At 68.6% G+C, this 23,646-nt stretch carries 26 protein-coding genes and 1 pseudogene; 14 read left to right on the top strand and 13 right to left on the bottom strand.

What is annotated here, in order from left to right; translation table 11 throughout:
• Window positions 1–4 precede the first annotated feature (4 nt).
• Window positions 5–943, top strand: coding sequence for an aminoglycoside phosphotransferase family protein (locus tag ABQF13_RS07050; protein WP_448391971.1), 939 nt, complete (start codon window positions 5–7; stop codon window positions 941–943).
• On the opposite strand, the gene ABQF13_RS07045 is transcribed toward ABQF13_RS07050, so the two are convergent.
• Complete coding sequence (locus ABQF13_RS07045; RefSeq protein ID WP_448391970.1) at window positions 940–2,040, bottom strand: Rv3575c family transcriptional regulator; 1,101 nt, start codon at window positions 2,038–2,040, stop codon at window positions 940–942. The genes ABQF13_RS07050 and ABQF13_RS07045 overlap by 4 nt on opposite strands.
• Window positions 2,041–2,142: 102 nt before the next feature.
• Here ABQF13_RS07045 and ABQF13_RS07040 point away from each other — a divergent pair, with 102 nt between their 5' ends.
• The 3 genes from ABQF13_RS07040 to ABQF13_RS07030 are packed head-to-tail and all read left to right on the top strand — an operon-like array spanning window position 2,143 to window position 4,717.
• Complete coding sequence (locus ABQF13_RS07040; protein ID WP_448391969.1) at window positions 2,143–3,042, top strand: metal ABC transporter solute-binding protein, Zn/Mn family; 900 nt, start codon at window positions 2,143–2,145, stop codon at window positions 3,040–3,042.
• Window positions 3,043–3,045: 3 nt separating this feature from the next.
• Entirely contained in the window at window positions 3,046–3,858 is an 813-nt protein-coding gene (locus tag ABQF13_RS07035; RefSeq protein WP_448391968.1) for a metal ABC transporter ATP-binding protein, read from the top strand.
• Window positions 3,851–4,717, top strand: a complete 867-nt coding sequence (locus tag ABQF13_RS07030; RefSeq protein ID WP_448391967.1) for a metal ABC transporter permease — start codon at window positions 3,851–3,853, stop codon at window positions 4,715–4,717. Before ABQF13_RS07035 ends, ABQF13_RS07030 begins: the two co-directional genes overlap by 8 nt.
• Here the strand turns inward: ABQF13_RS07030 and ABQF13_RS07025 are convergent.
• Window positions 4,714–5,535, bottom strand: a complete 822-nt coding sequence (locus ABQF13_RS07025; RefSeq protein ID WP_448391966.1) for a sulfurtransferase — start codon at window positions 5,533–5,535, stop codon at window positions 4,714–4,716. The genes ABQF13_RS07030 and ABQF13_RS07025 overlap by 4 nt on opposite strands.
• A gap of 30 nt (window positions 5,536–5,565) precedes the next feature.
• Here ABQF13_RS07025 and bluB point away from each other — a divergent pair, with 30 nt between their 5' ends.
• Together bluB and ABQF13_RS07015 are read left to right on the top strand one after the other, a co-directional pair.
• Window positions 5,566–6,237: a 5,6-dimethylbenzimidazole synthase gene (gene bluB / locus ABQF13_RS07020; protein WP_448392053.1), complete on the top strand. Its 672-nt coding sequence runs from the start codon at window positions 5,566–5,568 to the stop codon at window positions 6,235–6,237.
• Window positions 6,230–7,003, top strand: coding sequence for a LamB/YcsF family protein (locus ABQF13_RS07015; RefSeq protein WP_448391965.1), 774 nt, complete (start codon window positions 6,230–6,232; stop codon window positions 7,001–7,003). Before bluB ends, ABQF13_RS07015 begins: the two co-directional genes overlap by 8 nt.
• A gap of 98 nt (window positions 7,004–7,101) precedes the next feature.
• On the opposite strand, the pseudogene ABQF13_RS07010 reads toward ABQF13_RS07015, so the two are convergent.
• Window positions 7,102–7,311, bottom strand: a pseudogene (locus tag ABQF13_RS07010) (WhiB family transcriptional regulator); the annotation flags it as partial.
• Between the two features lie 111 nt (window positions 7,312–7,422).
• On the opposite strand from ABQF13_RS07010, the gene ABQF13_RS07005 reads away from it, so the two are divergent.
• Window positions 7,423–8,343: an MBL fold metallo-hydrolase gene (locus ABQF13_RS07005; RefSeq protein ID WP_448391964.1), complete on the top strand. Its 921-nt coding sequence runs from the start codon at window positions 7,423–7,425 to the stop codon at window positions 8,341–8,343.
• On the top strand, window positions 8,334–9,569 hold the full coding sequence (locus tag ABQF13_RS07000; protein ID WP_448391963.1) for an SLC13 family permease: 1,236 nt from the start codon (window positions 8,334–8,336) through the stop codon (window positions 9,567–9,569). The genes ABQF13_RS07005 and ABQF13_RS07000 overlap by 10 nt, the downstream gene beginning before the upstream one ends.
• A 21-nt stretch (window positions 9,570–9,590) precedes the next feature.
• Here the strand turns inward: ABQF13_RS07000 and rlmB are convergent, their stop codons facing one another.
• Genes rlmB through carD form a run of 4 tightly spaced genes read right to left on the bottom strand, consistent with a single transcriptional unit; the run spans window position 9,591 to window position 12,957 of the window.
• The gene (rlmB, locus tag ABQF13_RS06995) at window positions 9,591–10,523 is read right to left on the bottom strand and encodes a 23S rRNA (guanosine(2251)-2'-O)-methyltransferase RlmB (protein ID WP_448391962.1); all 933 of its coding nucleotides are present in this window, start codon (window positions 10,521–10,523) and stop codon (window positions 9,591–9,593) included.
• A complete protein-coding gene (gene cysS, locus ABQF13_RS06990; RefSeq protein WP_448392052.1) occupies window positions 10,524–11,915 on the bottom strand; it encodes a cysteine--tRNA ligase in 1,392 nt (463 codons plus the stop codon).
• Window positions 11,916–11,953: 38 nt separating this feature from the next.
• Window positions 11,954–12,460, bottom strand: a complete 507-nt coding sequence (ispF, locus tag ABQF13_RS06985) for a 2-C-methyl-D-erythritol 2,4-cyclodiphosphate synthase (RefSeq protein ID WP_448391961.1) — start codon at window positions 12,458–12,460, stop codon at window positions 11,954–11,956.
• A gap of 8 nt (window positions 12,461–12,468) precedes the next feature.
• Window positions 12,469–12,957, bottom strand: a complete 489-nt coding sequence (gene carD, locus ABQF13_RS06980) for an RNA polymerase-binding transcription factor CarD (RefSeq protein WP_046752935.1) — start codon at window positions 12,955–12,957, stop codon at window positions 12,469–12,471.
• Between the two features lie 258 nt (window positions 12,958–13,215).
• On the opposite strand from carD, the gene ABQF13_RS06975 reads away from it, so the two are divergent.
• The 3 genes from ABQF13_RS06975 (at window position 13,216) to disA (ending at window position 16,383) form a co-directional block, all read left to right on the top strand.
• Window positions 13,216–13,791, top strand: a complete 576-nt coding sequence (locus ABQF13_RS06975; protein ID WP_448391960.1) for a copper chaperone PCu(A)C domain-containing protein — start codon at window positions 13,216–13,218, stop codon at window positions 13,789–13,791.
• A 68-nt stretch (window positions 13,792–13,859) separates the two neighbouring features.
• Window positions 13,860–15,239: a DNA repair protein RadA gene (radA, locus tag ABQF13_RS06970; protein WP_448391959.1), complete on the top strand. Its 1,380-nt coding sequence runs from the start codon at window positions 13,860–13,862 to the stop codon at window positions 15,237–15,239.
• Window positions 15,240–15,264: 25 nt separating this feature from the next.
• Window positions 15,265–16,383, top strand: a complete 1,119-nt coding sequence (disA, locus tag ABQF13_RS06965) for a DNA integrity scanning diadenylate cyclase DisA (protein WP_448391958.1) — start codon at window positions 15,265–15,267, stop codon at window positions 16,381–16,383.
• Window positions 16,384–16,461: 78 nt separating this feature from the next.
• Here the strand turns inward: disA and ABQF13_RS06960 are convergent, their stop codons facing one another.
• The gene (locus tag ABQF13_RS06960) at window positions 16,462–17,223 is read right to left on the bottom strand and encodes a hypothetical protein (protein ID WP_448391957.1); all 762 of its coding nucleotides are present in this window, start codon (window positions 17,221–17,223) and stop codon (window positions 16,462–16,464) included.
• Between the two features lie 58 nt (window positions 17,224–17,281).
• Window positions 17,282–17,902, bottom strand: a complete 621-nt coding sequence (locus ABQF13_RS06955) for a carbonic anhydrase (RefSeq protein WP_448391956.1) — start codon at window positions 17,900–17,902, stop codon at window positions 17,282–17,284.
• Here ABQF13_RS06955 and ABQF13_RS06950 point away from each other — a divergent pair.
• Complete coding sequence (locus ABQF13_RS06950; protein WP_448391955.1) at window positions 17,901–18,773, top strand: HhH-GPD family protein; 873 nt, start codon at window positions 17,901–17,903, stop codon at window positions 18,771–18,773. The genes ABQF13_RS06955 and ABQF13_RS06950 overlap by 2 nt on opposite strands.
• A gap of 9 nt (window positions 18,774–18,782) precedes the next feature.
• Here ABQF13_RS06950 and ABQF13_RS06945 read toward each other — a convergent pair whose 3' ends face one another.
• Window positions 18,783–19,757: a GlxA family transcriptional regulator gene (locus ABQF13_RS06945; protein ID WP_448391954.1), complete on the bottom strand. Its 975-nt coding sequence runs from the start codon at window positions 19,755–19,757 to the stop codon at window positions 18,783–18,785.
• 14 nt (window positions 19,758–19,771) lie between these two features.
• Complete coding sequence (locus ABQF13_RS06940; protein ID WP_448391953.1) at window positions 19,772–20,554, bottom strand: alpha/beta fold hydrolase; 783 nt, start codon at window positions 20,552–20,554, stop codon at window positions 19,772–19,774.
• Window positions 20,555–20,608: 54 nt separating this feature from the next.
• Here ABQF13_RS06940 and mhuD point away from each other — a divergent pair, with 54 nt between their 5' ends.
• Window positions 20,609–20,932, top strand: coding sequence for a mycobilin-forming heme oxygenase MhuD (gene mhuD / locus ABQF13_RS06935; protein ID WP_448391952.1), 324 nt, complete (start codon window positions 20,609–20,611; stop codon window positions 20,930–20,932).
• Window positions 20,919–22,274 carry a serine hydrolase gene (locus tag ABQF13_RS06930; RefSeq protein WP_448391951.1) on the top strand — a complete coding sequence of 452 codons (1,356 nt, stop codon included), beginning with the start codon at window positions 20,919–20,921 and terminating at the stop codon, window positions 22,272–22,274. Before mhuD ends, ABQF13_RS06930 begins: the two co-directional genes overlap by 14 nt.
• A gap of 1 nt (window position 22,275) precedes the next feature.
• Here ABQF13_RS06930 and ABQF13_RS06925 read toward each other — a convergent pair whose 3' ends face one another.
• Window positions 22,276–22,827, bottom strand: coding sequence for a histidine phosphatase family protein (locus ABQF13_RS06925; RefSeq protein WP_448391950.1), 552 nt, complete (start codon window positions 22,825–22,827; stop codon window positions 22,276–22,278).
• Window positions 22,824–23,630 carry a CbtA family protein gene (locus ABQF13_RS06920; RefSeq protein ID WP_448391949.1) on the bottom strand — a complete coding sequence of 269 codons (807 nt, stop codon included), beginning with the start codon at window positions 23,628–23,630 and terminating at the stop codon, window positions 22,824–22,826. Before ABQF13_RS06920 ends, ABQF13_RS06925 begins: the two co-directional genes overlap by 4 nt.
• Between the last annotated feature and the right edge of the window lie 16 nt (window positions 23,631–23,646).

Raw genomic sequence — 23,646 nt, 5'->3', positions numbered from 1 at the left:
CGTCGTGCTCACCCCCGATCAGATCGCCGCCCGTACCGCGCGGGCGGTGTCGGCCGCGGCGGCGGCGGGCGCCGACTTGGGACTGCAGGTCGACGATGCCCGGATCCTCTACCAGGCGTTCTCGGTCGTCGTGCACCTGGCGCCGTCGCCTGTGGTGGTGCGGGTACCGACCGTGCTGCCGCCGTCGTACGCGAAATTTCCGCAAGCGCAGACCGCCCAGCAGCGCGCCGAACTCGCGGTGGCCGGCTGGCTAGCCGAACGCGGCCATCCGGTGGTACCGCCGAGCCCGCTGGTTCCGACCAAACCCGTTCGTCGCGACGGGTTTTCGATGACGTTCTGGCAGTTCGTCGAACAGCTGCCGGACGTCGAACCCGAAATGGCTACGCGCATCAAAGAAACCGCTAGGCTGCACGCCGCGCTGCGCGACTACGACGGTGATCTCGGGTTCTGGACACCCTTCGGCAAGTACATTCCCGACGGGCTGGCCGCCCTGCAACACCGCGACGATCTGCTCCCTGAATCGGATCTTGTTCGCGCACAACGGGAGTGGGCGCTGATCGGCCCGATGCTCACCTCCCGCGCCATGTTCGCCGCGGCGTTCCCGGGCGTCAACCTGCAGGCGATTCACGGGGATGCGCCCTACCACAACATGATCACCACGGCCGACGGTGAATTGTGGTCGGACTTCGAACTGGTCACGGTGGGCGCGGTCGAATCCGATCTGGCGCTGGTCGGGCCGGACGGCGTCGCGACGTACGACGCGGCAGCCGTCGCGCTCGGGTTGCGTCCGCTCGACCAGGGGGTGCTGCGGGTCACCGAGGCGGCGGCCCGGCTGGGCATCGTCGCCGCGCTCGCGATGGCGCCCGAACTGCCGATGCTCGTCGAAGCCGTCGCACCGATGATCGACGTGTGGCGCGACACCCCCGAGTTGCGCGCGCTCTAGGCGGGCGGACCGCTGGTGCGGCCCCGCACCACCTCGGTGTCGAGCACGTCGACGACCGGCAGCCCGGATCGCGGCGGATGGTGCAGTAGCCGACCGGCGCGACGGCCCTTTTCGATGCTGGGCTGCACGATGGTGGTCAGGCCGCGCCGCAGGGCCTCGGGCACCCCGTCGAAGCCGGTCACCGTCATCTGGCCCGGCACGTAGATGCCCTTGGCCCGCAGGTAGTCCATCGCCGATAGCGCCAGCACATCGGCGGTGCACATCAGCGCGGTCACCCGCGGGTTGGTCGCCAGCGCAACCTCGGCGGCCGCGCCGCCCGACGTCGGCAGGTGCTCATAGCTTTCGACCACCGTCAGCGTCGCGGGGTCCAGCCCGGCGGCCGTCATCGCGTCGTAGACACCCTGGATTCGCTCGCGCTGCACGTGAAAGTGCGGCATGCCCAACCGCTGCGGATCGGCCACCGTCGGCTGCGACGGTCGGTGCGGCCAGTCGCGGTCCAACCGCATGGTCAACAAAGCAATCTCGGTATGGCCAAGGCCCACAACATACTCGGCGAGATGGCGCATGGCGCCGCGGTCGTCGATGCCGATCCGCGACAGACCCGGCACATCCTTGGGCTGATCCACGACCACCACCGGCAGGTGCCGTTGCTGCACGACGGGCAGGTACGGATCGTCATCGGAGGCCGAATACACCACGAAGCCGTCGACGCCCGCCGCCAGCACCGCGGCCGACCCCTCGCTGACGGTGCGGTTCGGCCCGATCGCCACCAGCAGCAACCCCTGACCGGCCTCTTCACACGATTCCGCGAGCCCGGCGACGAAGTCCAGGGCCGCCGGATCGCTAAACGAGTAGTTGAGCGGTTCGGTGATCATCAGACCGACGGCGCCGGCCCTGCGGGTGCGCAGCGAGCGCGCCACCGGGTCAGGGCCCGGGTAGCCCAACCGCTTCGCGGTCGCGAGCACGCGTTCCCGCAGGTCAGCCGACAGCTGGTCGGGGCGGTTGTAGGCGTTGGAGACCGTGGTGCGCGAGACCTTGAGCTCGGCGGCCAGCGAGGCCAGGGTCGCACGCCGCCTGGGCGCGGGACTCCTTGACATGCTCTGCCACGTTAGCCGATCGACTTGCGCGTTCCCGGCTACCGTGGGTTAAGGTTTTTGGAAACGGTTTTCATTGTTATCTGGATGTCTTAGGAGTTGCGCATGCGTGCAGCGGTGGCCGCCGTCGCGGCCGTGGCGATGACGGTCTGGCTGGCCGGGTGCACCCAACCGCCTGCAGAAGACGACGGCAACGTCACCGTCGTCGCCTCCACCGACGTGTGGGGCAGCGTCGCCGACGCCGTCGCCGGCGAACACGCGACCGTCACCTCCATCGTCACCGGCACCGTCGCCGACCCGCACTCGTTCCAGACCACCCCCGCCGACGCCGCCGCGATCACCGACGCGTCGCTGGTGGTCTACAACGGCGGCCATTACGACCACTGGGTGGACGAGGTGCTGGCCGACAACCCCGACGTGGCGACCGTCGACGCGTACTCGCTACGCGCCGACCCGCGGCCGTCGGCCAACGAACACGTCTTCTACGACCCCGCCACGGCGCGGGTCGTCGCCGCCCGCATCGCCGACCGGCTCGCCGAGAGCGACCCTGACAACGCCGACGCCTACCGCGCCAACGCCGCCGCATTCGGCGCAGGTGCCGACGCGATCCTGGCAAGTGAGCGGGCCATCGGACAGGCCCATCCCGATGCGTCAGTGGTGGCGACCGAACCCGTCGCGCACTACCTGCTCGCCAATGCGGGCATCACCGACAAGACCCCCGAGGGATTTACCAACGCGATCGAAGAAGACGCCGACCCCGCGCCGGCCGACCTGGCCACCATGCTCGACCTGATCACCAACCGCGAAGTGGCTGCGCTGCTGTTCAACCCGCAGACCGAAACCCCGGTCACCAAACAGCTGCACCAGGCCGCCACCCGCGCCTCGGTACCGGTCGTCACGGTCACCGAAACCCTTCCCGAGGACACCGACTACCTGACCTGGCAGCGGGAGACCGTCGAGCAGTTGGCCAGCCAGTTGGATAAGTCGGCCCTGTCGGGCCGATAATCTGTGGCCGTGGACGTCGTCGCCGAGCTGACCGACGCGCGCCTGGCGTTCGGCGACCGCGTGCTGTGGGATCAGCTCGACCTGGTGGTGCGCGCCGGTGAATTCCTCGCGATCCTCGGCCCCAACGGCACGGGGAAGACGTCGCTGCTCAAGGTGTTGCTCGGCCAGCTGCCGCTGACCGCGGGCACCGTGACGGTCTGCGGCAGTGCGGTCGAAAAGGGCAGCCGGAGAATCGGTTACGTGCCTCAGCACCGATCCGTCGACCAGGGTTTGGCACTGCGCGGGCAAGATCTCGTCGGGCTCGGATACGACGGGCACCGGTGGGGCATCACCACGTTGCGGAGCCGGGCCAGCAAACGCGGCGCAGTCGAGCGGGCTCTCGCACAGGTCAACGGGCAGGCGCTGGCGCCGGTGCCGGTCGGGGTGATGTCGGGCGGCGAGTTGCAGCGGCTGCGAATTGCCCAGGCGCTGACCACCGACCCGGCCCTGCTGCTGTGCGATGAGCCGTTACTCAACCTCGACCCCGCCAACGCCCGGCTGGTGTCGAGGCTGATCGACGCCAGACGACGCGAGGCCGGCACCGCGGTGCTGTTCGTCACCCACGAGGTCAACCCCGTTGTGCCGTATGTGGACAAGGTGCTCTACCTGGTCGACGGCAGGTTCCGGATCGGCACCGTCGAAGAGGTGATGACCTCGGCCACGCTGTCGGAGTTGTACCGCGCCGACATCGAAGTGGTGAAGGTCGGCAGCCGCTACGTCGTCGTCGGCGAGCACATCGACCACTCCGCCCATGCGAGCGGACACGTGCATGACTGACCGGCTGACCGATCTGCTGCACAACCTGCTGTCGTTCGAAATCACCGCGGACCTGTTGCACCGCGACTTCGTTCAGCAGGCCCTGCTGGCCGCCGCACTGCTGGCGCTGGTGTCGGGGCTGATCGGTCCGTTCATCGTGATGCGGCAGATGTCGTTCGCGGTACACGGGTCCAGCGAATTATCGCTCACCGGAGCGGCTTTCGCGTTGCTGGCGGGCTTCAACGTCGGGATCGGCGCACTGGTCGGCTGCGCGTTGGCCGCTGTGCTGTTCGGCTTTCTGGGTCAGCGTGCGCGCGAACGGGACTCGGCGATCGGCGTGGTGCTGGCCTTCGGCCTCGGACTTGCGGTGCTGTTCATCCACTTGTACCCGGGACGCACGGGCACGAGTTTCGCGTTGTTGACCGGCCAGATCGTCGGTGTGGGTTACTCGGGGCTGGCGTTGTTGGCGGTGGTATCGGTGGCGGTGGTCGCGGTGCTGGTGGTGTCCTACCGGCCGCTGCTGTTCGCGACCGTCGACCCCGAGGTGGCAGCTGGGCGCGGTGTTCCGGTGCGGGCGTTGGGCATTGTGTTCGCTGCGCTGGTGGGTGTCACCGCTGCACAGGGTGTGCAGATCGTCGGCGCGCTGCTGGTGATGTCGCTGCTGATCACCCCGGCGGCCGCGGCGGCGCGGGTGTTCGTCTCCCCCGGCGCCACCATCGCGGCGTCGGTGGTCTTCGCCGAGATCTCCGCGGTCGGCGGCATCGTGCTGTCGTTGGCGCCCGGTGTGCCGGTGTCGGTTTTCGTCACGATTATCTCGTTCGCGATCTTCCTGGTGTGCTGGGCGCTGGGCCGTCGTACCCGCGCGTCCTCGCCCGGCTAGCCGCGCTCGACCGGACGCGTTGGATCACAACACCATTGCGACCACGATCCCGGGTACAACGCGATGTCTCGGCCTGCTGCGGTTAGTGCCGCGACGACGACCGCCGCGGTGACGCCTGACCCGCAGTACGCGCCGACCGCGTCGTCGCCGGTCAGCGAGATGAGCTCCGCGTCGGGCAGAAACGTGCCGTCCTCGGCCAGTAGGCTGGTGCTCGGCACGTTGCGCGCACCCGGAATGTGCCCGGCCACAGGGTCGATGGGCTCGATGTCCCCGCGGAACCGTTCGGGGGCACGCGCGTCGAGCAGCGGCACACCCGCGGCCTGCGCCGCGGTCAATGTGCGGCGCGCACCGGCATACAGATCGTCGTGCGCGACGGTGACATCACCCGGTTCCGGTGTGACGACGCCGGTTTCCAGCGCGCCGTCTGCCGCCGTCCACGCCGCCAGCCCGCCGTCGAGGATGCGCACGTCGGCGATGCCTGCCGTGGTCAGCACCCACCACGCCCGCGCGGAACCCGCTCGGTTCCAGTCGTCGTACACCACCACCGGCACCCCCGCCCGCACACCCCAGCGTCGCGCCGCGGCCTCGACGTCGCGACCCGACGGCAACGGATGGCGCCCCCGTCCGGTCACGGTGTGATCGGACAGTTCGTCCTCCAGCGATACGTACACCGCACCGGGGATGTGGCCGCGCACGTATGCGGCGCGGCCATCGGGTTCTGCCAGCTCCCAACGGACATCGAGGATCGTCGGCCGCTCACCCGCCTCGAGGCGCTGCGCGAGCGCGGTGGCGTCGATCAGGACATGCTCACGGGTCACCCGATGATCGTGCCACCTAAGCTGGCCGGGGTGAGCAGCCACGCGTTCAGTCCCGCCGAGCGACGCGCGGTCTACCGGGCGATCGCCGAGCGCCGTGACATGCGGCGCTTCGTGCCGGACAGCACGGTCGACGAGGACGCGCTGGCCCGGTTGTTGCACGCCGCGCACGCCGCGCCCAGCGTCGGGCTGATGCAGCCGTGGCGGTTCATCCGGATCACCGACCGCCGGTTGCGCAGGCAGATCCACGCCCTCGTCGACGAGGAGCGGTTGCGTACCGCACGCGCGTTGGGGCCGCGCGGTGAAGAGTTCCTGGCGCTCAAGGTCGAGGGCATCCTGGAATGCGCCGAGCTTTTCGTGGTGGCGCTGGGTGACGGCCGCGATGCGCACGTTTTCGGTAGGCGCACGCTGCCGCAGATGGATCTGGCGTCGGTGTCGTGCGCGATCCAGAACCTGTGGCTGGCGGCCCGCGCCGAAGGGCTCGGCATGGGGTGGGTGTCGATCTTCGAACCGGCGCGGCTCGCCGAACTGCTCGACATCCCCGAGGGCGCCGATCCGGTCGCGATCCTGTGCCTGGGCCCGGTCCCGGAGTTTCCCGACCGGCCCGCGCTCGAGATAGATGACTGGGCACAAGCGCGGCCGCTGGCCGATTTTGTCTCCGAGAACCGGTGGCGGTCGGCCGCATTAGGCTGGAGACATGGCTGACGCCAATGCCCTGCACATCGACCTGAACGCCGACCTCGGGGAGAGTTTCGGCGTGTGGCAGTTCGGTGACGACACCGCGATGCTCGACATGGTGACCAGCGCCAACGTGGCGTGCGGTTTTCACGCCGGCGATGCGGCGACGCTGGCGCGCACCTGCCGGGCGGCCGTCGAGCGCGGGGTGCGGATCGGCGCGCAGGTCGGCTACCAGGACCTTGCGGGTTTCGGTCGCCGCTTCATCGACGTCGCGCCGGAGGAACTGACCGCCGACGTCATCTACCAGATCGGGGCACTGCAGGCGCTCGCGCAGGCGGCCGGATCAACGGTTCGCTACGTCAAGCCTCACGGCGCGCTGTACAACGCGATCGTCACCAACCGGGAGCAGGCCCGCGCGGTCGCCGAGGCGGTGCACACCGTCGACCGCGAGCTGCCCGTGCTCGGGCTGGCCGGTTCGGCGTTCTTCGCCGAGGCGCACGAGCTGGGTCTGCGCACGGTGTCGGAGGTGTTCGCCGACCGCGCGTACCGCCCTGACGGACAACTTGTTTCGCGGCGCGAACGCAACGCGGTGCTGCACGACATAGACGAGATCGCCGAGCGGGTGGCGTCGATGGTCGCGACCGGGCGGGTAGACGCGGTCGACGGGTCGAAGATCCCGGTCAGCGTGGAATCGGTGTGTATTCATGGTGATTCGCCGGGCGCGGTGGAGATCGCCAACGCGGTTCGCGCGCGATTGCTCAAAGAGGGTGTCGAGCTCAAGCCGTTTTCTTGAGCCCGCAGTCGTGACATGGCACCGCCGGATGGGCGGGACCGCGCCGGACTTCCACCGGCTTCCCCGGCTTCGCCGTCGCTTGGACGCGTCGATTCCGCCGCACGCTCCATCGGGGTCGTCGCACCCCAGATACCGTGCGGTTCCCCGGATGTGACCGCATAACGCAGACATTCGCGACGGACCAGGCACGCCCGGCAGATGCGCTTCGCGTGCTCCTCGCACTCGGTCTTGCGCCTGCCGCGTACGCCGTCGGCGACGAAGAAGACCTCGGTGGGCATGCCGCGGCAGCGTGCATGACGCTGCCAGTCGGCCGGACGATGGTCCGACATTCGCCCTCCTTTCCCACCCGTACGGTAAACGATAATCATTTTCAGTAAGAACCCGGGGTCGGATGCCCAAGCTGCGCTTAGAGTTGCGTCATGCGTTTGAAGCCCGGACGCCCGAAGTTGGAGCACTACGCGCGGTACTTCGACGCGCCCGCGGCGAGCGCCGACTCGGCGCTGACCGTGACCTGGGCCGGGGTCGCCACGCTGCTCGTGGACGACGGCCGCTCCGCGGTGATGACCGACGGCTTCTTCTCTCGCCCCGGGCTGCTGCAACTGGGCCTGCGCAAGCTGTCACCGTCGGCGCCGCGCATCGACGGTTACCTGGCCCGCATGGGTGTCGACCGGCTCGACGCCGTGCTGCCCGTACACACCCACTACGACCACGCGATGGACTGCGCGGTCGTCGCCGAGCGCACCGGAGCCAAGCTGGTGGGCGGCACCTCGGCGGCCCATGTCGGTCGTGGTGGGCGGCTGCCGGAAGACCGTCTGTTGGTCGTCGACCCCGGCCGACAGGTCAGCCTCGGCGGCTACGACGTGACGCTGGTCGAAAGCCGGCACAGCCCGCCCGACCGCTACCCCGGCGTCATCACCGAACCGGTCGTGCCGCCGGTGAAGGTGTCGGCATACCGGTGCGGCGAAGCGTGGTCCACGCTGCTGCACCACCGCGCATCGGGGCGGCGCCTGCTGATCCAGGGCAGCGCGGGCTTCGTCCGAGGCGCGCTGGCGGGTCAGCGGGCCGAGGTGGTCTGCCTGGGCGTCGGCCAACTGGGTCTGCAGCCGGAGCGCTACCTCGTCGACTACTGGACCGAGACCGTTCGCACTGTTGGCGCCCGCCGGGTGCTGCTCATCCATTGGGACGACTTCTTCCGGCCTCTGCACAAGCCGCTGCGGACGCTTCCGTATGCGGTCGACGATCTGGATGTCTCGGTGCGGGTGTTGTCGCGACTGGCCGCCGAGGACGGCGTCAAGCTGCATCTGCCCACGCTCTGGCAGCGCACCGATCCGTGGATCTGACGCTGGCGCTGCTCGCGCTGGTGGTCGTGGTGTTCTTCGCGGCTGTTCGCCCGCATCGGTGGCCCGAGGCGATCGTCGCGGTACCCGCGGCCGCGATACTGATCGGGTTCGGGGTGATCTCCGAATCCGACGCACGCGAGGAGGTCAACCGGCTGCTGCCGGTCGTCGGCTTTCTGGCGGCGGTGCTGGTGCTGGCCCGGTTGTGCGACGACGAAGGAGTGTTCCGCGCCGTCGGGGCAGCCCTGGCACGCACCAGCGCCGGTAACCAGAGTCGGTTTTTCTCAAGGGTATTCGTTGCCGCGGCGATGACGACCGCGGTGTTGAGCCTGGACGCCACGGTGGTCCTTCTCACCCCGGTGGTGCTGGCGACAGCGCGCATGCTCTCCGTGCCGCCCAAAGCCCACGCCTACGCCACGGCGCACCTGGCCAACAGCGCCTCCCTGCTGCTTCCGGTATCGAACCTGACGAACCTGTTGGCGTTCACCGCGGCCGGGATCTCCTTTCTGCATTTTTCCGCCGTGATGGCACTGCCCTGGCTCGCGGCGATAGCCGTGGAGTTCGTGGTGCTGCGTTGGGTTTTCGCCGACGAGCTTTCGGTCGCCGCGCCACAACTGAGCACCGGCGAACCGGTGCACGTGCCCGTAGTTCCGCTAGTGATCCTGGGGTTGACGCTGCTCGGTTTCGGTGTCGTCTCGATGTTGGGGTTCTCGCCGGCATGGGCGGCGCTGGCCGGGGTGGTGGTGCTCGGCGGGCGCGGGCTTCGACGGGGCACCAGCAGCGTGCGCGGCATGGCAGCGGCCGCGGATGTGCCGTTCCTGGTGTTTGTGCTGTGTTTGGGTGTGGTGGTCGCCGCGGTGATCACCAACGGTCTCGGTGGCGCGTTGCGCGACGTGCTGCCGAGCGGTCACGGCCTGGCCGCGCTGTTGGGGCTCGCGGCGGTGGCCGCGGTGCTTTCCAACGTGGTCAACAACCTGCCTGCCGTGCTGGTGCTGCTGCCGCTGGTGTCCTCGCCTGCGGCCGTGCTGGCCGTCTTGATCGGGGTGAACATCGGACCTAACCTCACCTACATCGGGTCGCTGGCCAATCTGCTGTGGCGCGGTGTGGTCCGTCGCGAGATCCCGTTGCGCGCAGGAGAATTCAGCCGCGTCGGGCTGTGCACCGTTCCGCTGACCCTCGTGGTCTCGGTGCTGGCGCTGTGGCTGAGCATCAAGCTGTTCGGCGTGTGACTCCCCCTTTGCCGCAGGAGTTCAGCTGCGGCGCTGGCGGGCGATCTCGGCGAGCACCACACCGGCGGCCACCGACGCGTTCAGCGACTCCGTCGGTCCCGCCATCGGAATTGATACCACGGTGTCGCAGTTCTCGCGGACCAGGCGTGACAATCCCTTGCCCTCCGAACCGACCACCACGACCATCGGCCCGGAGCCGTCGAGTCCGTCGACCGTGGTGTCGCCCCCGGCGTCCAGGCCCACCACCTGCAGGCCCGCGTCGGCCCAATTCTTCAGCGTCCTATTGAGATTCGTAGCCCGTGCCACCGGGAGCCGCGCCGCCGCGCCTGCGCTGGTGCGCCACGCCACCGCCGTGACCGATGCCGACCGCCGCTGCGGGATCAGCACGCCGTGGCCGCCGAACGCGGCGACCGATCGCACGATCGCTCCGAGGTTGCGGGGGTCGGAGATGTTGTCCAATGCCACCAGCAGCGCCGGGCCGCCATCAGCGGTCGCGGCGGCCAGCAGATCGTCGGGATGGGCGTAGACGTATGGCGGCACCTGCAGCGCCAGACCCTGATGCAACCCGTTGGCTGCGATGCGGTCGAGGTCGTGACGGGGCACCTCGAGGATCGAGATGTTCGAATCGGCAGCGATGCGAACGGATTCGGTCAACCGCTCGTCGGCCTCCGCCCCGAGCGCAACGTATAGCGCGGTGGCGGGTACGCCAGCGCGCAGGCACTCCAGCACCGGGTTGCGGCCCAACACGACCTCGGTGTCGTCGGTTTTGCGGGCCGGGCGCCGCGCAGCCTTGGCGGCTCGTTTGGCCGCGGGGTGATTCGGCCGCTGGTGCGCGGGCGGGGTGGCACCGCGGCCCTCCAGCCCGCGTCGGCGTACACCACCGGACCCGACCGTCGGCCCCTTCTTGGTCCCGGGCTTGCGCACCGCTCCGCGGCGCCGTGAATTTCCAGCCATCTACTTCGTGTACCCGTCCAGCAGCGTCCACTGCGGTCCGTCGGCGGTATCGGTGACCTCGATGCCGGCTTCCTTGAGCCGGTCGCGGATCGCGTCGGCCTCCGCCCAGTCCCGTCGTTCCCGGGCGTCTTGGCGGCGCTGGATCTCACCGGCGACCAGCACCTCGACGGCCCGCAGCGCGGCCGACGTCTCGTCCTTGGACTCCCAGCGCTCGTCGAGGGGGTCGGCGCCGAGGATGCTCAACATCGCCCGGATCGACATCGCCTGGGTGAGCGCGGTTTCGTGGTCACCGGCGTCCAGCGCCCGGTTTCCATCCGCGCGCGCAGCGTGTACTTCGGCCAGCGCTGCGGGGACCGCGAGGTCGTCGTCGAGCGCGGCAGCGAACGCGGGTGTCCATTCACCGGGCGTGACGGCGCCGACGCGGTTTCGCACCCGGTGCAGGAAGTCCTCGACGCCGGTGTAGGCGCGGGCGGCGTCGGCCAACGCGGTCTCGGAGAACTCGAGCATCGAGCGGTAGTGCGCGCTGCCCAGGTAGTACCGCAGTTCGGCGGCCCGGACCCGTTGCAGCACAGCGGGAATCGCGAGCACGTTACCCAGCGACTTGCTCATTTTCTCGCCGCCCATGGTGACCCAGCCGTTGTGCAGCCAGAACCGCGCGAACCCATCGCCTGCGGCCTCGGCCTGCGCGATCTCGTTCTCGTGGTGCGGGAACACCAAATCCATCCCGCCGGCGTGGATGTCGAACTCGGCGCCGAGGTAGGCCTCGCACATCGCCACGCACTCGGTGTGCCAACCCGGTCGGCCCCGCCCCCACGGCGTGGGCCAGGACGGCTCACCGGGTTTGGCGCCCTTCCACAGCGTGAAGTCACGTTGGTCGCGTTTACCGCTGGCCACACCCTCGCCCTGGTGCACGTCGTCGATCCTGTGACCGGACAGCTTGCCGTACTCGGAAAGGCTGAGCACGTTGAAGTACACGTCGCCGCCGGCGGCGTAGGCGTGGCCGCGATCGATCAGCCGCTCGATCAACTCGACCATCTGGGTGATGTGGCCGGTGGCGCGCGGCTCAGCCGACGGCGGAAGCACACCCAGCGCGTCGTAGGCGGCGGTGAACGCGCGTTCGTAGGTGGCGGCCCATTCCCACCACGGCCGGCCCGCGTCGGCGGCTTTGGTGAGGATCTTGTCGTCGATATCGGTGACGTTGCGGATGAACGCGACGTCGTAACCCTTGGCCATCAGCCAGCGTCGCAGCACGTCGAACGCCACGCCGCTGCGGACGTGCCCGATGTGCGGCAGGCCCTGCACGGTCGCGCCACACAGGTAGATCGACACGTGACCGGCTTTGACCGGCACGAAATCGCGGACGGCACCGCTCATGGTGTCGTGGAGCCGCATGGCAGGGGCTCCGGCGCGATTGGTCACGACGCGCCAGCTTACCGGCCTATTTGTCCAGATCCCGCATCGGTGACCACGAGGGCGGTGGCGATCGCGGCCAGGCCCTCACCGCGCCCGGTGAGCCCGAGGCCGTCGGTCGTCGTCGCCGACACCGAAACCGGGGCGCCCAACAATTCCGAGAGCACCTTCTGCGCCTCGCCGCGTCGTGGACCGACCTTGGGTTGGTTGCCGATCACCTGGACGGCGGCGTTGCCGACGCGGAAGCCGGCGCTTTCGAGGAGTCCGCGCACATGGCGCAGCATGTCGGCACCGCTCACACCGCGCCATTCCGGCCGGCCGGTGCCGAAAACCTCACCGACGTCGCCCAGCCCGGCGGCAGAAAGCAGCGCGTCGCACAACGCATGCGCGGCCACATCACCATCGGAATGGCCGGCGCATCCGTCGGCGTCATCGAAGGACAGACACAGCAGCCGGCACGGCCGCCCGGCTTCGATGGGGTGCACGTCGGTGCCGAGCCCGACTCTCGGCAGGCTCTTCGCCGACATCTCAGCCGTCAGGAGGCGGCGGCCAGAACCTCGTCGAGGATGCTCGACGCCTTGGCGTCGTCGGTGTTCTCAGCCAGTGCTAGCTCACCGACGAGAATTTGGCGGGCCTTGGCCAACATCCGCTTCTCGCCTGCGGACAGACCGCGTTCCTGGTCCCGGCGCCACAGGTCACGAACCACTTCGGCGACCTTGTTGACGTCCCCGGAAGCCAGCTTCTCCAGGTTGGCCTTGTACCGGCGCGACCAGTTGGTCGGTTCTTCGGTGTGCGGAGCACGGAGAACCTGGAACACCTTGTCCAGTCCCTCCTGGCCGACCACATCGCGCACCCCGACATACTCAGCGTTCTCGGCGGGCACTCGAACCGTGAGGTCCCCTTGGGCAACCTTCAAGACGAGATATTCCTTTTGCTCGCCTTTAATGGTTCGGGTTTCAATCGCTTCAATCAACGCAGCACCGTGGTGGGGATAAACAACGGTGTCTCCGACCTTGAAAATCATCAGTTTCGAGCCCCTTTCACATCTCAATGTTAGCACGGGGGCAAGACACGCGTGCACCAACTGTGCAGGTCAGGGGCACCGCAGGTGGCGGTCAGGGGTTGACACATTGATGAATACGTGCAAGGCCGCGACCCTTTAGGGCTCCCACCTGAGGTTGGGTCCGCCCTCGGCTACCGCCTGCTTCGAGCACCTACTACTGTGCATAGTCGAATCCCGCGACCGTGTTCGGTCGCCTCGACGGTCGAGCAGGAGGCACGTGTGGACCGTTTCAAAATGGCCGCTAGCGGGCTGGCCGCCGCCGTCTTAGTCGGCGGAGCGCTGGCTGGCTGCAGCGCCGGGCAGGTTTCGCAGACCGCGACGCAGGAGCCGGCGGTCAACGGCACCAGCGCAAACGTCGGCGAGATCGCGCTGCGCAACATCCACCTGCAGATCACGCAGACGTCGGACTACGTCCAGCCCGGCACCGACGTCGAGTTGGTTTTCCTGGCGTCCAACCAGTCGCGGGAGGTCGACGACAAACTGTTGGCCGTGAGCTCCGAGGTGGGCTCGGTGACGCTGACCGGTGACACCGCCGTTCCGGCGGGCGGTGTGCTGGTCGTGGGTGCACCGGACGGGCAGATCACGCCGCTGGAGGGTGTGGAGGCCGCCGAGGCAGCTGAGGCCACGGTGTCGCTGACCAAGCCGATCACCAACGGGCTGACCTACGACTTCACCTTCAACTTCGAGAAGGCCGGCGAAGCCACCGTCGCGGTGCCGTTGTCCGCAGGTGAGGCACCGCGCCGCGATCCCGTGCAGGACAGCGGCGAGGCAGGCGGCCACTCGGGCGGTCACTGACCGCGTCAAGAGGCGACACGGCAGTTCAGCGCGCTGGTTCTGTCGGTACGCGACGCTAACGTCACAGCGTGGCCAAAGCTCAGCGTGCGCAGTATCGCTGCTCGGAATGCCACCATCTGACACCGAAGTGGGTGGGCCGCTGCCCGGAGTGCGGCACGTGGGGCACCGTCGACGAGACGACCGTGCTGGCCGCGGTCGCCGGAGCCCCTGTTCGGCGCGCCGTCGCCCCCACCTCACCGGCCGTTCCGATCAGCTCCATCGACCCGGGCCGCACCCGGCACTTCCACACCGGCGTCGCCGAACTCGACCGGGTGCTCGGCGGCGGGCTGGTGCCCGGCTCGGTGACGCTGCTGGCCGGCGATCCCGGCGTCGGCAAGTCGACGCTACTGCTGGAGGTCGCACACCAGTGGGCGACGGCGGGCAAACGCGCGCTGTATCTGTCCGGTGAGGAGTCCGCGGGCCAGATCCGGATGCGGGCCGAGCGCACCGGCTGCACACACGACGAGGTCTACCTGGCCGCCGAATCGGATCTGTCGACAGCACTCGGCCACATCGAGGTGGTGCAGCCCAGCCTGGTGGTCGTCGACTCGGTGCAGACCATGTCGACCACCGAGGCCGACGGCGTCACCGGCGGCGTCACCCAGGTGCGCGCGGTGACCACCGCGCTGACCAACGCCGCCAAGACATCCGGCGTCGCGCTGATTCTGGTCGGCCACGTCACCAAGGACGGCGCCATCGCCGGTCCGCGCTCACTGGAGCATCTCGTCGACGTCGTGTTGCACTTCGAGGGTGACCGCGCGTCGGCGCTGCGTATGGTCCGCGGCGTCAAGAACCGGTTCGGTGCCGCCGACGAGGTCGGCTGTTTTCTGTTGCACGACAACGGAATCGAAGGTGTGGCCGATCCGTCGGGGCTGTTTCGCGACCAGCGACCCAAACCGGTGGCGGGCACCGCGATCACGGTGACGCTCGACGGTAAGCGGCCGCTGGTCGGTGAGGTACAGGCGCTGATCGGACCCGCGGCCAACGGGACGGCGCGCCGCGCGGTCAGCGGCATCGACTCCGCACGCGCCGCGATGATCACCGCCGTGCTCGACAAACACGCCCAGCTGGCCGTCAGCGGTCACGACATCTACCTGTCCACGGTCGGGGGCATGCGGCTGACCGATCCGTCGGCGGACCTGGCGGTGGCGGTCGCGATCGCGTCGTCCTCGATGAACCTGCCGGTGCCCGCGGCCGTGGTCGCCATCGGTGAGGTCGGCCTGGCCGGAGACCTGCGCCGCGTCGCCGGGATGGATCGTCGGCTGGCGGAGGCCGCGCGGCTGGGATTCACCCGCGCCGTGGTGCCGCCGGGGGTGTCATCGGTGCCGGCCGGGTTGCGCGCGATCACGGCCGACAACATCGGCGCGGCATTGCGGGTTTTGCGGGATATCAGCAAAGATAACGGTTAACGGCGGCCGATCCTAGGAGGGGACGATGGCCGTGAAAGCGGGCGGCCGGTCTGGGCGCACTGTGGTGCCGTTGGCCAGACCCACCATGCGCGAGACGCTTGCCCGGCTCGCCCCAGGTACCGCCCTGCGCGACGGCCTGGAACGCATCCTGCGCGGCCGCACCGGGGCCCTGATCGTTATCGGGTACGACGACAGCGTGGAGGCCATCTGCGACGGCGGTTTTTCGCTGGATGTGCGCTACGCGCCGACTCGGCTGCGTGAACTGTCGAAGATGGACGGCGCCGTGGTGCTCTCCAGCGACGGCAGCCGCATCCTGCGGGCCAACGTGCAGTTGGTGCCCGACCCGTCGATCCCCACCGAAGAGTCCGGCACGCGGCACCGCTCCGCGGAGCGCACGGCCATCCAGACCGGCTATCCGGTGATCTCGGTGAGCCATTCGATGAGCATCGTGACGGTCTACGTCGCCGGTGAGCGTCATGTGGTGCCCGATTCGGCGACCATCCTGTCGCGCGCCAACCAGACCATCGACACGCTGGAGCGCTACAAGACCCGCCTCGACGAGGTCAGCAGGCAGTTGTCGACGGCCGAGATCGAGGACTTCGTGACGTTGCGCGATGTGATGACGGTGGTGCAGCGACTCGAGATGGTGCGCCGCATCAGCCTGGAGATCGACGCCGACGTGGTCGAGCTGGGCACCGACGGACGTCAGCTCAAGCTTCAGGTCGAAGAGCTGGTCGGCGACAACGATGCCGCGCGCGAGCTGATCGTGCGCGACTACCACGCCAACCCGGATCCGCCGACCGCCCCGCAGGTGAGCGCAACGCTGGAAGAACTCGACGGGCTATCGGACAACGAGCTGCTCGACTTCACCACGCTGGCAAGGGTTTTCGGATATCCATCGACGGCCGAGGCGCAGGATTCAGCGATGAGCTCGCGGGGCTACCGGGCGATGGCCGGTATTCCACGGCTGCAGTTCGCACACGTCGATCTGCTGGTGCGCTCATTCGGTTCACTGCAGGGCTTGTTGGCGGCCAGCGCGGGCGATCTGCAGTCGGTGGATGGCATCGGCTCGATGTGGGCGCGCCATATCCGCGAGGGCCTGTCGCAGCTGGCCGAGTCCACGATCGCCGACCGGCTGGCGTAATTTCTGCGTCGAGATGGACGTCTTGGCGCGATTTCCTCGCACGTTCCCGCTCGTTTGTCCCTTTCGGCGCGAAGGGAGTCAGCCGGCGGTCGGGGCCGGGCCGGGCAGCGGTGCGCCCTCGGCGTGCGGCACCTGGGCCTGCTCGGCGAGGACGAACGGCACCGTCGCCGACCGTAGATTGCCCAGCTGCACAACCAGGTTGTAGGTGCCGGGCCCGATGGGCTCACGCGGCAGCGGACATGACGGCGCAGAACTCATCCCGGTCCAGGTCACCTCGGTGGTCACCTGCTCACCCGGCTGGAACGTCTTGACCAGCGTCTCGTTTGACGGCGCACAGTCCAGGTTCGACCACAGCCGGTTGTTGTCCAAGCCGTACACGTAGGCGGCCAGCACGGCGGCGCCGACGTCACGTTTGCACGACACCAAGCCGATGTTGGTGACGACCATGGTGAACTTCGGCTGATCGCCGACGATGTACTGCGGCTGGTTGGTGATCCCCTTGACCGCGAGTGTCGAGTCCGGGCAGTCGTCGCCCTCCTTGAGCACCGGCGGCGGGGTCACCGCGGCGGTCGGCGTCGGTTCCAGCTGCGGAGCCGCTTGCGGCGGCGGCATGACCGGCGACTTGACCTCGGGGTCCTCACCGGGCAGCGGCGGCGGCGCCTCGGCGCTGGGGACCGCCTGCTCGGCGTTGGCGCTTTCCGACGAGCCGGTGTTGGCCACGATCGCCACCACGATCGCCGAGATCACGCCGATCACCAAGACCGCCAGGCCAAGCGCCAGCGCCCTGCGCCGCCAGTAAATCTGCGAAGGTAGCGGGCCTTGCGGTTCCAGATCCAGCACAGGCTCACGATAAGTCCAGGTCACGCCCAGTTGTCCGAGGCGGCCCGGCGTGTCGCGCTCAGGCTTCGCCGATGTCGCCCAGGTGATCCCGCAACCCGACCCGCCCGTCGGCCAGGTGGTAGGTGGCGCCGACGATTGCCAGCGTGCCCGCCGCCACCCCGTCGGAGATGGTCGTCGAACGCGCCATCAGCTGTGCGCCGGTCTCGATGACGTGCCGGGCTTCGAACTCATCGACCCTGGTCAGGCCGTCGCGACGGCCGAGCAGGATCGACGGCATGACCCGCTCGACGATGTCGCGGACGTACCCACCGGGCACCACACCGTCGTCGAGGGCCGCCAGCGTCGCCTTGACCGCCCCGCAGCTGTCGTGGCCGAGCACCACGATCAACGGCACGTCGAGCACCGCCACCGCATACTCGATCGAGCCGAGCACCGCGGCGTCGATGACGTGTCCGGCCGTGCGCACCACGAACATATCGCCGAGGCCCTGGTCGAAGATCAGCTCGGCGGCCACCCGGCTGTCCCCGCATCCGAACACGACCGCGGTGGGCGTCTGCGTCTCGGCCAGGCTGGTGCGGTGCTCGATTCCCTGGCTCGGATGCACGGGTTTGCCCGCCACGAACCGCTCGTTACCTTCTTTGAGTGCTTTCCAAGCGGTTACCGGGCTGGTGTGGGGCATGACTGATATTGTGCCCCACCTGCTCGATTGGTATGACGGCGCGTGTCGCGATCTGCCGTGGCGGCGACCTGGCGTGACGCCGTGGCAGGTTCTGGTCAGCGAGTTCATGCTCCAGCAGACGCCGGTCGCGCGGGTACAGCCGGTGTGGGAGGCGTGGGTGGCGCGCTGGCCCACGCCGTCGGCGACCGCCGCCGCCAGCGCCGCCGACGTGCTGCGCGCGTGGGGCAAGCTCGGCTATCCGCGCCGCGCCAAGCGGCTGCACGAGTGCGCGACGGTGATCGCCGCCGAGTACGACGACGCGGTGCCCTCGGATGTCGAAACCCTGTTGACGCTGCCCGGCATCGGCGCATACACCGCCCGCGCCGTCGCCTGTTTCGCCTACCAGCAGCGGGTGCCTGTGGTCGACACCAACGTCCGCCGGGTGGTGACGCGGGTGATCCACGGCCGCGCGGACGCCGCGGCCTCGGCGCGCGACCTTGCCGACGTCGCGGCGCTGTTGCCGGAAAGCGACGCGGCGCCGAAGTTTTCGGTTGCGTTGATGGAGTTCGGTGCGACGGTGTGCACGGCGCGCGCCCCGCGGTGCGGCGGGTGTCCGCTGACCACGTGCGCCTGGCGTTCACGTGGGTATCCGGCGTTGCCGACCCCTGCGCGACGGCCGCAGCGATATGCGGGCACCGACCGTCAGGTCCGCGGTCGGCTACTGGACGTGTTGCGCGGCAACGACTCTCCGGTCACCCGCGCCCAGCTGGACGTCGCATGGGTGACCGACACCGCGCAGCGCGACCGCGCGCTGGACTCGCTTCTGGTCGACGGGCTGGTGGAGCAAACCCCCGATGGCCGCTTCGCGCTCGCCGGGGAAAGCGAGTCCTGACGCCGAGCGTCAGGCGCTGGCCGCTTCGCCTGCTGCGCCACAGGCGAACCGGCGCCGGTAGTCCGACGGTGTCACCCCGATGATCCTGCGGAAATGATGTCGCAGCAGCGTCGCGGTGCCGAAGCCCGACCGCTCGGCGATCCTGTCGACGTCGAGGTCGGTTTCCTCGAGCAACCGGCGCGCGTACAGCACCCGCTGGTCGGTCACCCACTGCATCGGGGTACGCCCGGTCTCCTCGACGAACCGGCGGGCGAACGTGCGAGCCGACATGTGCGCACGCGCCGCCAGGGCCGCGACAGTATGCGGCCGGTCGAGGTTGGCCAATATCCAATCAAGATGCGGCGCAAAGCGTTCCGAACATCGCACCGGAATCGGCTGATCGATGTACTGGCGCTGACCGCCGTCCCGCTGCGGTGCCACCACCATGCGCCGGGCGATCTTGTTGGTCACCTCGCTACCGAGTTCGCGGCGCACCAGATGAAGGCAGGCGTCGATCCCCGCGGCGGTGCCCGCGCTCGTGATGAGGTTGCCGTCGTCGACGTAGAGCACGTTGCGGTCGACCTTGGCGGTCGGATACTCGCGGGCCAGTTCGTCGGCATGCATCCAGTGCGTCGTGCACGGTCTGCCGTCGAGCAGGCCGGCCGCCCCGGCGACGAACGCACCCGAGCACACCGTGAGGATGATCGAACCGGCATCGGCGGCCGCCCTGACGGCGGCCAGCGCGCCGGGCAGGTACTCCGAGCCCCCGATCGCGGGGATGGTCACCAGGTCCGCACCGACCAGGTCGTCCAGGCCGTGCTCGGGCGTCAGCGTCGCGCCGATCGAGGTGGCGATGGGCCGTCCCGGTTGGGGCCCGCAGACCTTGAAATCGAAGTTCGGCACGCCGTCTGCGGACCGGTCGATGCCGAAGACCTCGCAGATGACGCCGAACTCAAACATCGCCAGACCGTCGAGCACCAGCGTGGATACGCTTTTCAAGGGCATGGCAGCATTTTATCTCAACGAACCTTTCCTGCCACTGATTTGTCGCGTTGATTGGGCGACAGAAACGACTCCACCGCCTGCCGGTAGACGTCCGGCGCATCGTCGTGGACGAGATGGCCCGCCTCAGGAACAGCCAGATACGTTGTCTGGCAACCGGTCACGGCCATACGCCGCATCTGCCCCGACGGTGTGACCGAGTTACCCGCCTCGATCAGCAAGGCGGGTGCGCGCACGGCCTCCCACTCGCGCCAGTAGTCGCGGTTGCCCCATTCGGCGGCGATCTCGATCCACACCTTCGGGTGCCCGTGCAGCCGCCAACCGGTTTCCGTGCGATCGAAGGCCTCGAGGAAGTACTGGCCCGCGACCGGTCCGAACTCGTCGTACACCCGTTGGGCCGATTCGAATTCCACGGGCAGGGCGTGCAGCCACGGTTCCCATGGGCCGGTGGTGCGGCCGCGGAAGTCGGGCGCCATGTCCTCGATGACAAGGGCCTCGACCAGGTCGGGGTGCGTCGCGGCCAGACACCAGGAGTGCAGCGCGCCCATCGAATGCCCGATCAGAATCGCGGGCCTGCCGATCTCTGCCACCGCGTCGCCGAGGTCGGAGACGAACCGCTCGGTGCTGATCGGGTGCGGGTCGTCGACGTCGCGGCCCCGGTGCCACGGCGCGTCGTAGGTGTACACCGCGCCGAGCCGGGTCAACCACGGCAGCTGACGAGACCAGGTGCTGCCGCGTCCCATCAGGCCATGCACCAGCACCAGCGGACGGCCCCGGCCGCCGCGCGACGTCAACAGCATGCCGACATCATCACGCCTCCGACGGCGTCGCACCCATTCGGTAGCCTGATTCGCATGCCAAGCCAAAACCCCGTGGTGAAGATCAACGCAATCGAAGTCCCTGCCGACGCAGGCCCCGAACTGGAGAAACGCTTCGCTAACCGGGCTCACGCCGTCGACAACCAACCCGGTTTTCTTGGCTTTCAGCTGCTGCGTCCCATCAAGGGTGAGGACCGCTACTTCGTGGTGACCCAATGGGAGTCCGAAGAGGCGTTCCAGGCGTGGGCGACCGGGCCAGCCATCGAGGCGCACAAGGGTCAACAGGCTAACCCGGTGGCTACCGGCGCATCCCTACTGGAGTTCGAGGTCGTCCTTGACGTTGCGGGTGGCAGTAAATAACGGCAAGGCTGACCCGCGCCGCGCCACCGGCCTAGCGGTTGCGGTCGCGCTCGTCATCGCGTTGGCCGGATGCGCCCAGAGCGCTCCTCCACCGGCCGATGCGGCATACGGCGTGCCGATCGAGATCAACACTCCACAGGGTCTGCGGGCCAAGCAGACCATGGACATGCTGAACTCGGACTGGCCGATCGGTGAGGTCAGCGTGCGTACCCTGGCCGCACCAGGCGAGGTCGACGACATCGGGGTGCAGCTCGACAAGATCTGGTGGGATCGTCCGTTCACCGTGACCGGTGTGGACATCGGTGCCGGCCAGGCCACACTCGACGTCGTGACGTCCTACGGCGTCGAGCAGCAGATCACGTTGCACACCGACGACGCAGGCATGGTCGACGAGCTGGACGTGTCGCTGCAGCCACCGGCGATCGACAGCTGGTCAGACATCGACGCCGAGTTGACGAAGTCCGGGGCGCGTTACTCCTATCAGGTGTCCAAGGTGCGGCCCGGCAGCCGCGACTGCACCGTGGTGGAAGGCACCAACACCGACCTGTCGTTGCCGCTGGCATCGATCTTCAAACTCTATGTGCTGCTGGCGGTTTCCGAAGCGGTCAACGCGGGCACCCTGGACTGGACCGACTCACTGACCATCACCGAACGGGCTAAGGCCGTCGGCTCGGCCGCCCTCGAGGACCTTCCGCCTGGTGCTCAGATATCGGTCAGAACCGCTGCCCAGCACATGATCTCGGCAAGCGACAACATGGCCACCGATCTGCTGATCGATCGGGTGGGCACGGGCGCCGTCGAACATGCGCTCATCACCGCAGGCCACCATGACCCGGCGAGCATGACCCCGTTCCCGACGATGCACGAGTTGTTCTCGGTCGGATGGGGCAAACCCGATCTGCGCGACGAGTGGAAGAGCGCCTCCCGGGAGGGCCGTGCCGCCCTGCTGCAGCAGACCAATTCGCGTCCTTATGAACCGGATCCGCAGCGCACCCACACACCCGCATCCGAGTTCGGGGCCGAGTGGTACGGCAGCGCCGAAGACATCTGCCGGGTGCACGCCGCTCTGCAAGCCGGCGCGGTCGGCAAGGCCGCACCGGTGAAGGACATCCTTTCCGCCATCCCCGGCATCGACCTGGACCGGTCGAAGTGGACGTATATCGGCGCCAAGGGCGGAAACCTGCCAGGGGACTTGACGTTCAGTTGGTACGCCGTGGACCACACCGGCCAGCCCTGGGTCGTCAGCTTCCAGCTGAACTGGCCGCAATTCCGCAGCCCGACCGCGGCGGGCTGGCTGCTGTCGATCGCACACCAGACCTTCGACCTGGTGCCGATCGGCTGACCTACCGACCGGAGCGCAGCGTCCAGGCGTGCCCGCGGTAGTGCAGAACGGTGCGGCTCATCGGTGCAATGTCGATGCGCCAGAACGATTTCGGAGGCGCGTCGAGCGCTGCCAGCACGGCCGCTCGCACCACGGCGGGGTGGGTGACCGCGACCAGCCCGCCGCGACGCTCGGGCAGCGAGCCCATCCAGTCGCGCACCCGATCGGTCAATTCGACGACACTCTCACCACCGTGCGGGGCACGCGTCGGGTCGGTCAACCAGATCGCCAGGTCATCCGGGCGCAGCCGACCCAGCACATCGCCTCGCCAACGGCCGCAGTCGAGGTCAGACAGCCGCGGTTCGACCGAGGCCTGCAGGCCGAGCAGCTCCGCGGTTTGGCGGGTCCGCTTCTCGGGCCCGCAGACCGCGGCGTCGACCGTGCCGAGGTCGGTCGACGCGGCGATCTGACGATGGCCCACGGAGTTCAGCGCCTCGTCGGTGGGAAACCGGCCGGCCGCCATCGCGTCGGTCATGGCGTGTGACACGAGGGTCAGCCGGACGACTTCGGTCATGCCGGGATGGAGTTCTCCTGCCGCTTGGGCTCCAGCAGCCGGGCCGCCATGGCGCCGAACACCAACGCGATCGTCAGGTACAGCACGATCTGGGTGCCCAGCGAGTAGAGCCGAAACTCGTACAGATCATTGGCCGGGAAGCCTTCGTAGACCATATTTCCGGCCGCATCCAGCAGCGGTCCCGGCGTCTCGTCGATGGTCGGCAGGATCAGCATCACCACCGCGACGGCCACCACGTAACCACCGGCGGCCACCAGCGCGCCGTTCCACGCGCCCAGCCGCTCGGCGAGCCGCCGCCCCGCATACACCGCGCCCACCAACAACGCGGCGGAGACCACGACCATCAGCAGGTACAACAGCGTGCGCTGGCGGAGGGTCTCGTCCAGGCTCAGCGCGGGCGGGCTGGGCGGATACTTCAGCGCCGGAACGACGAAGAGGCTCAACACCATTCCGCCTCCCACGTACAGCGAAAGCAGCCGCGCCGAGATGTTGCCGACACGGCCGTACGTCACCGCGAACACCACCGCGAACAGCGCTCCGATCGCGACGCTGAACGCCAGCACCCCGAAGCCCATACCGATGTTGGCCTGCACGCCGCGGGTGAACCCTTCGAACGCGTCACCGCCGTGGTGGTGGTGATGGCCGCCGTGGCCGCCGATCGCCTCCTGTGCGGCACCGACGCCTTCTTCATAGCCGATCGCCCGTTCGATGACGGGTTCGACGAAGATCCTTGCGAACAGGAATGCGAACACGCCAGCCACGGCGCCGGCCAGCAGCCCGCGCCCGATTATCTGCTTTTCCATTCTTTTCGACCAGGCG

This window comes from Mycolicibacterium sp. XJ879 (genome assembly GCF_053483935.1).
This window is presented reverse-complemented; position numbering and strand designations above follow the sequence as displayed.

What these genes read in the sequence shown, in the direction of transcription:
- mhuD (WP_448391952.1), top strand. Translation starts at nt 20,609, where the DNA reads ATGCCAAGCCAAAACCCCGTGGTGAAGATCAACGCAATCGAAGTCCCT.
- ABQF13_RS06945 (WP_448391954.1), bottom strand. Translation starts at nt 19,757, where the DNA reads ATGCCCTTGAAAAGCGTATCCACGCTGGTGCTCGACGGTCTGGCGATG.
- ABQF13_RS07040 (WP_448391969.1), top strand. Translation starts at nt 2,143, where the DNA reads ATGCGTGCAGCGGTGGCCGCCGTCGCGGCCGTGGCGATGACGGTCTGG.
- ispF (WP_448391961.1), bottom strand. Translation starts at nt 12,460, where the DNA reads ATGTCGGCGAAGAGCCTGCCGAGAGTCGGGCTCGGCACCGACGTGCAC.
- disA (WP_448391958.1), top strand. Translation starts at nt 15,265, where the DNA reads ATGGCCGTGAAAGCGGGCGGCCGGTCTGGGCGCACTGTGGTGCCGTTG.
- ABQF13_RS07015 (WP_448391965.1), top strand. Translation starts at nt 6,230, where the DNA reads ATGGCTGACGCCAATGCCCTGCACATCGACCTGAACGCCGACCTCGGG.
- rlmB (WP_448391962.1), bottom strand. Translation starts at nt 10,523, where the DNA reads ATGGCTGGAAATTCACGGCGCCGCGGAGCGGTGCGCAAGCCCGGGACC.
- ABQF13_RS06925 (WP_448391950.1), bottom strand. Translation starts at nt 22,827, where the DNA reads ATGACCGAAGTCGTCCGGCTGACCCTCGTGTCACACGCCATGACCGAC.
- ABQF13_RS06955 (WP_448391956.1), bottom strand. Translation starts at nt 17,902, where the DNA reads ATGCCCCACACCAGCCCGGTAACCGCTTGGAAAGCACTCAAAGAAGGT.
- cysS (WP_448392052.1), bottom strand. Translation starts at nt 11,915, where the DNA reads ATGCGGCTCCACGACACCATGAGCGGTGCCGTCCGCGATTTCGTGCCG.
- ABQF13_RS07030 (WP_448391967.1), top strand. Translation starts at nt 3,851, where the DNA reads ATGACTGACCGGCTGACCGATCTGCTGCACAACCTGCTGTCGTTCGAA.
- ABQF13_RS07005 (WP_448391964.1), top strand. Translation starts at nt 7,423, where the DNA reads ATGCGTTTGAAGCCCGGACGCCCGAAGTTGGAGCACTACGCGCGGTAC.
- ABQF13_RS06920 (WP_448391949.1), bottom strand. Translation starts at nt 23,630, where the DNA reads ATGGAAAAGCAGATAATCGGGCGCGGGCTGCTGGCCGGCGCCGTGGCT.
- ABQF13_RS07045 (WP_448391970.1), bottom strand. Translation starts at nt 2,040, where the DNA reads ATGTCAAGGAGTCCCGCGCCCAGGCGGCGTGCGACCCTGGCCTCGCTG.
- carD (WP_046752935.1), bottom strand. Translation starts at nt 12,957, where the DNA reads ATGATTTTCAAGGTCGGAGACACCGTTGTTTATCCCCACCACGGTGCT.
- ABQF13_RS06940 (WP_448391953.1), bottom strand. Translation starts at nt 20,554, where the DNA reads ATGCTGTTGACGTCGCGCGGCGGCCGGGGCCGTCCGCTGGTGCTGGTG.
- ABQF13_RS06950 (WP_448391955.1), top strand. Translation starts at nt 17,901, where the DNA reads ATGACTGATATTGTGCCCCACCTGCTCGATTGGTATGACGGCGCGTGT.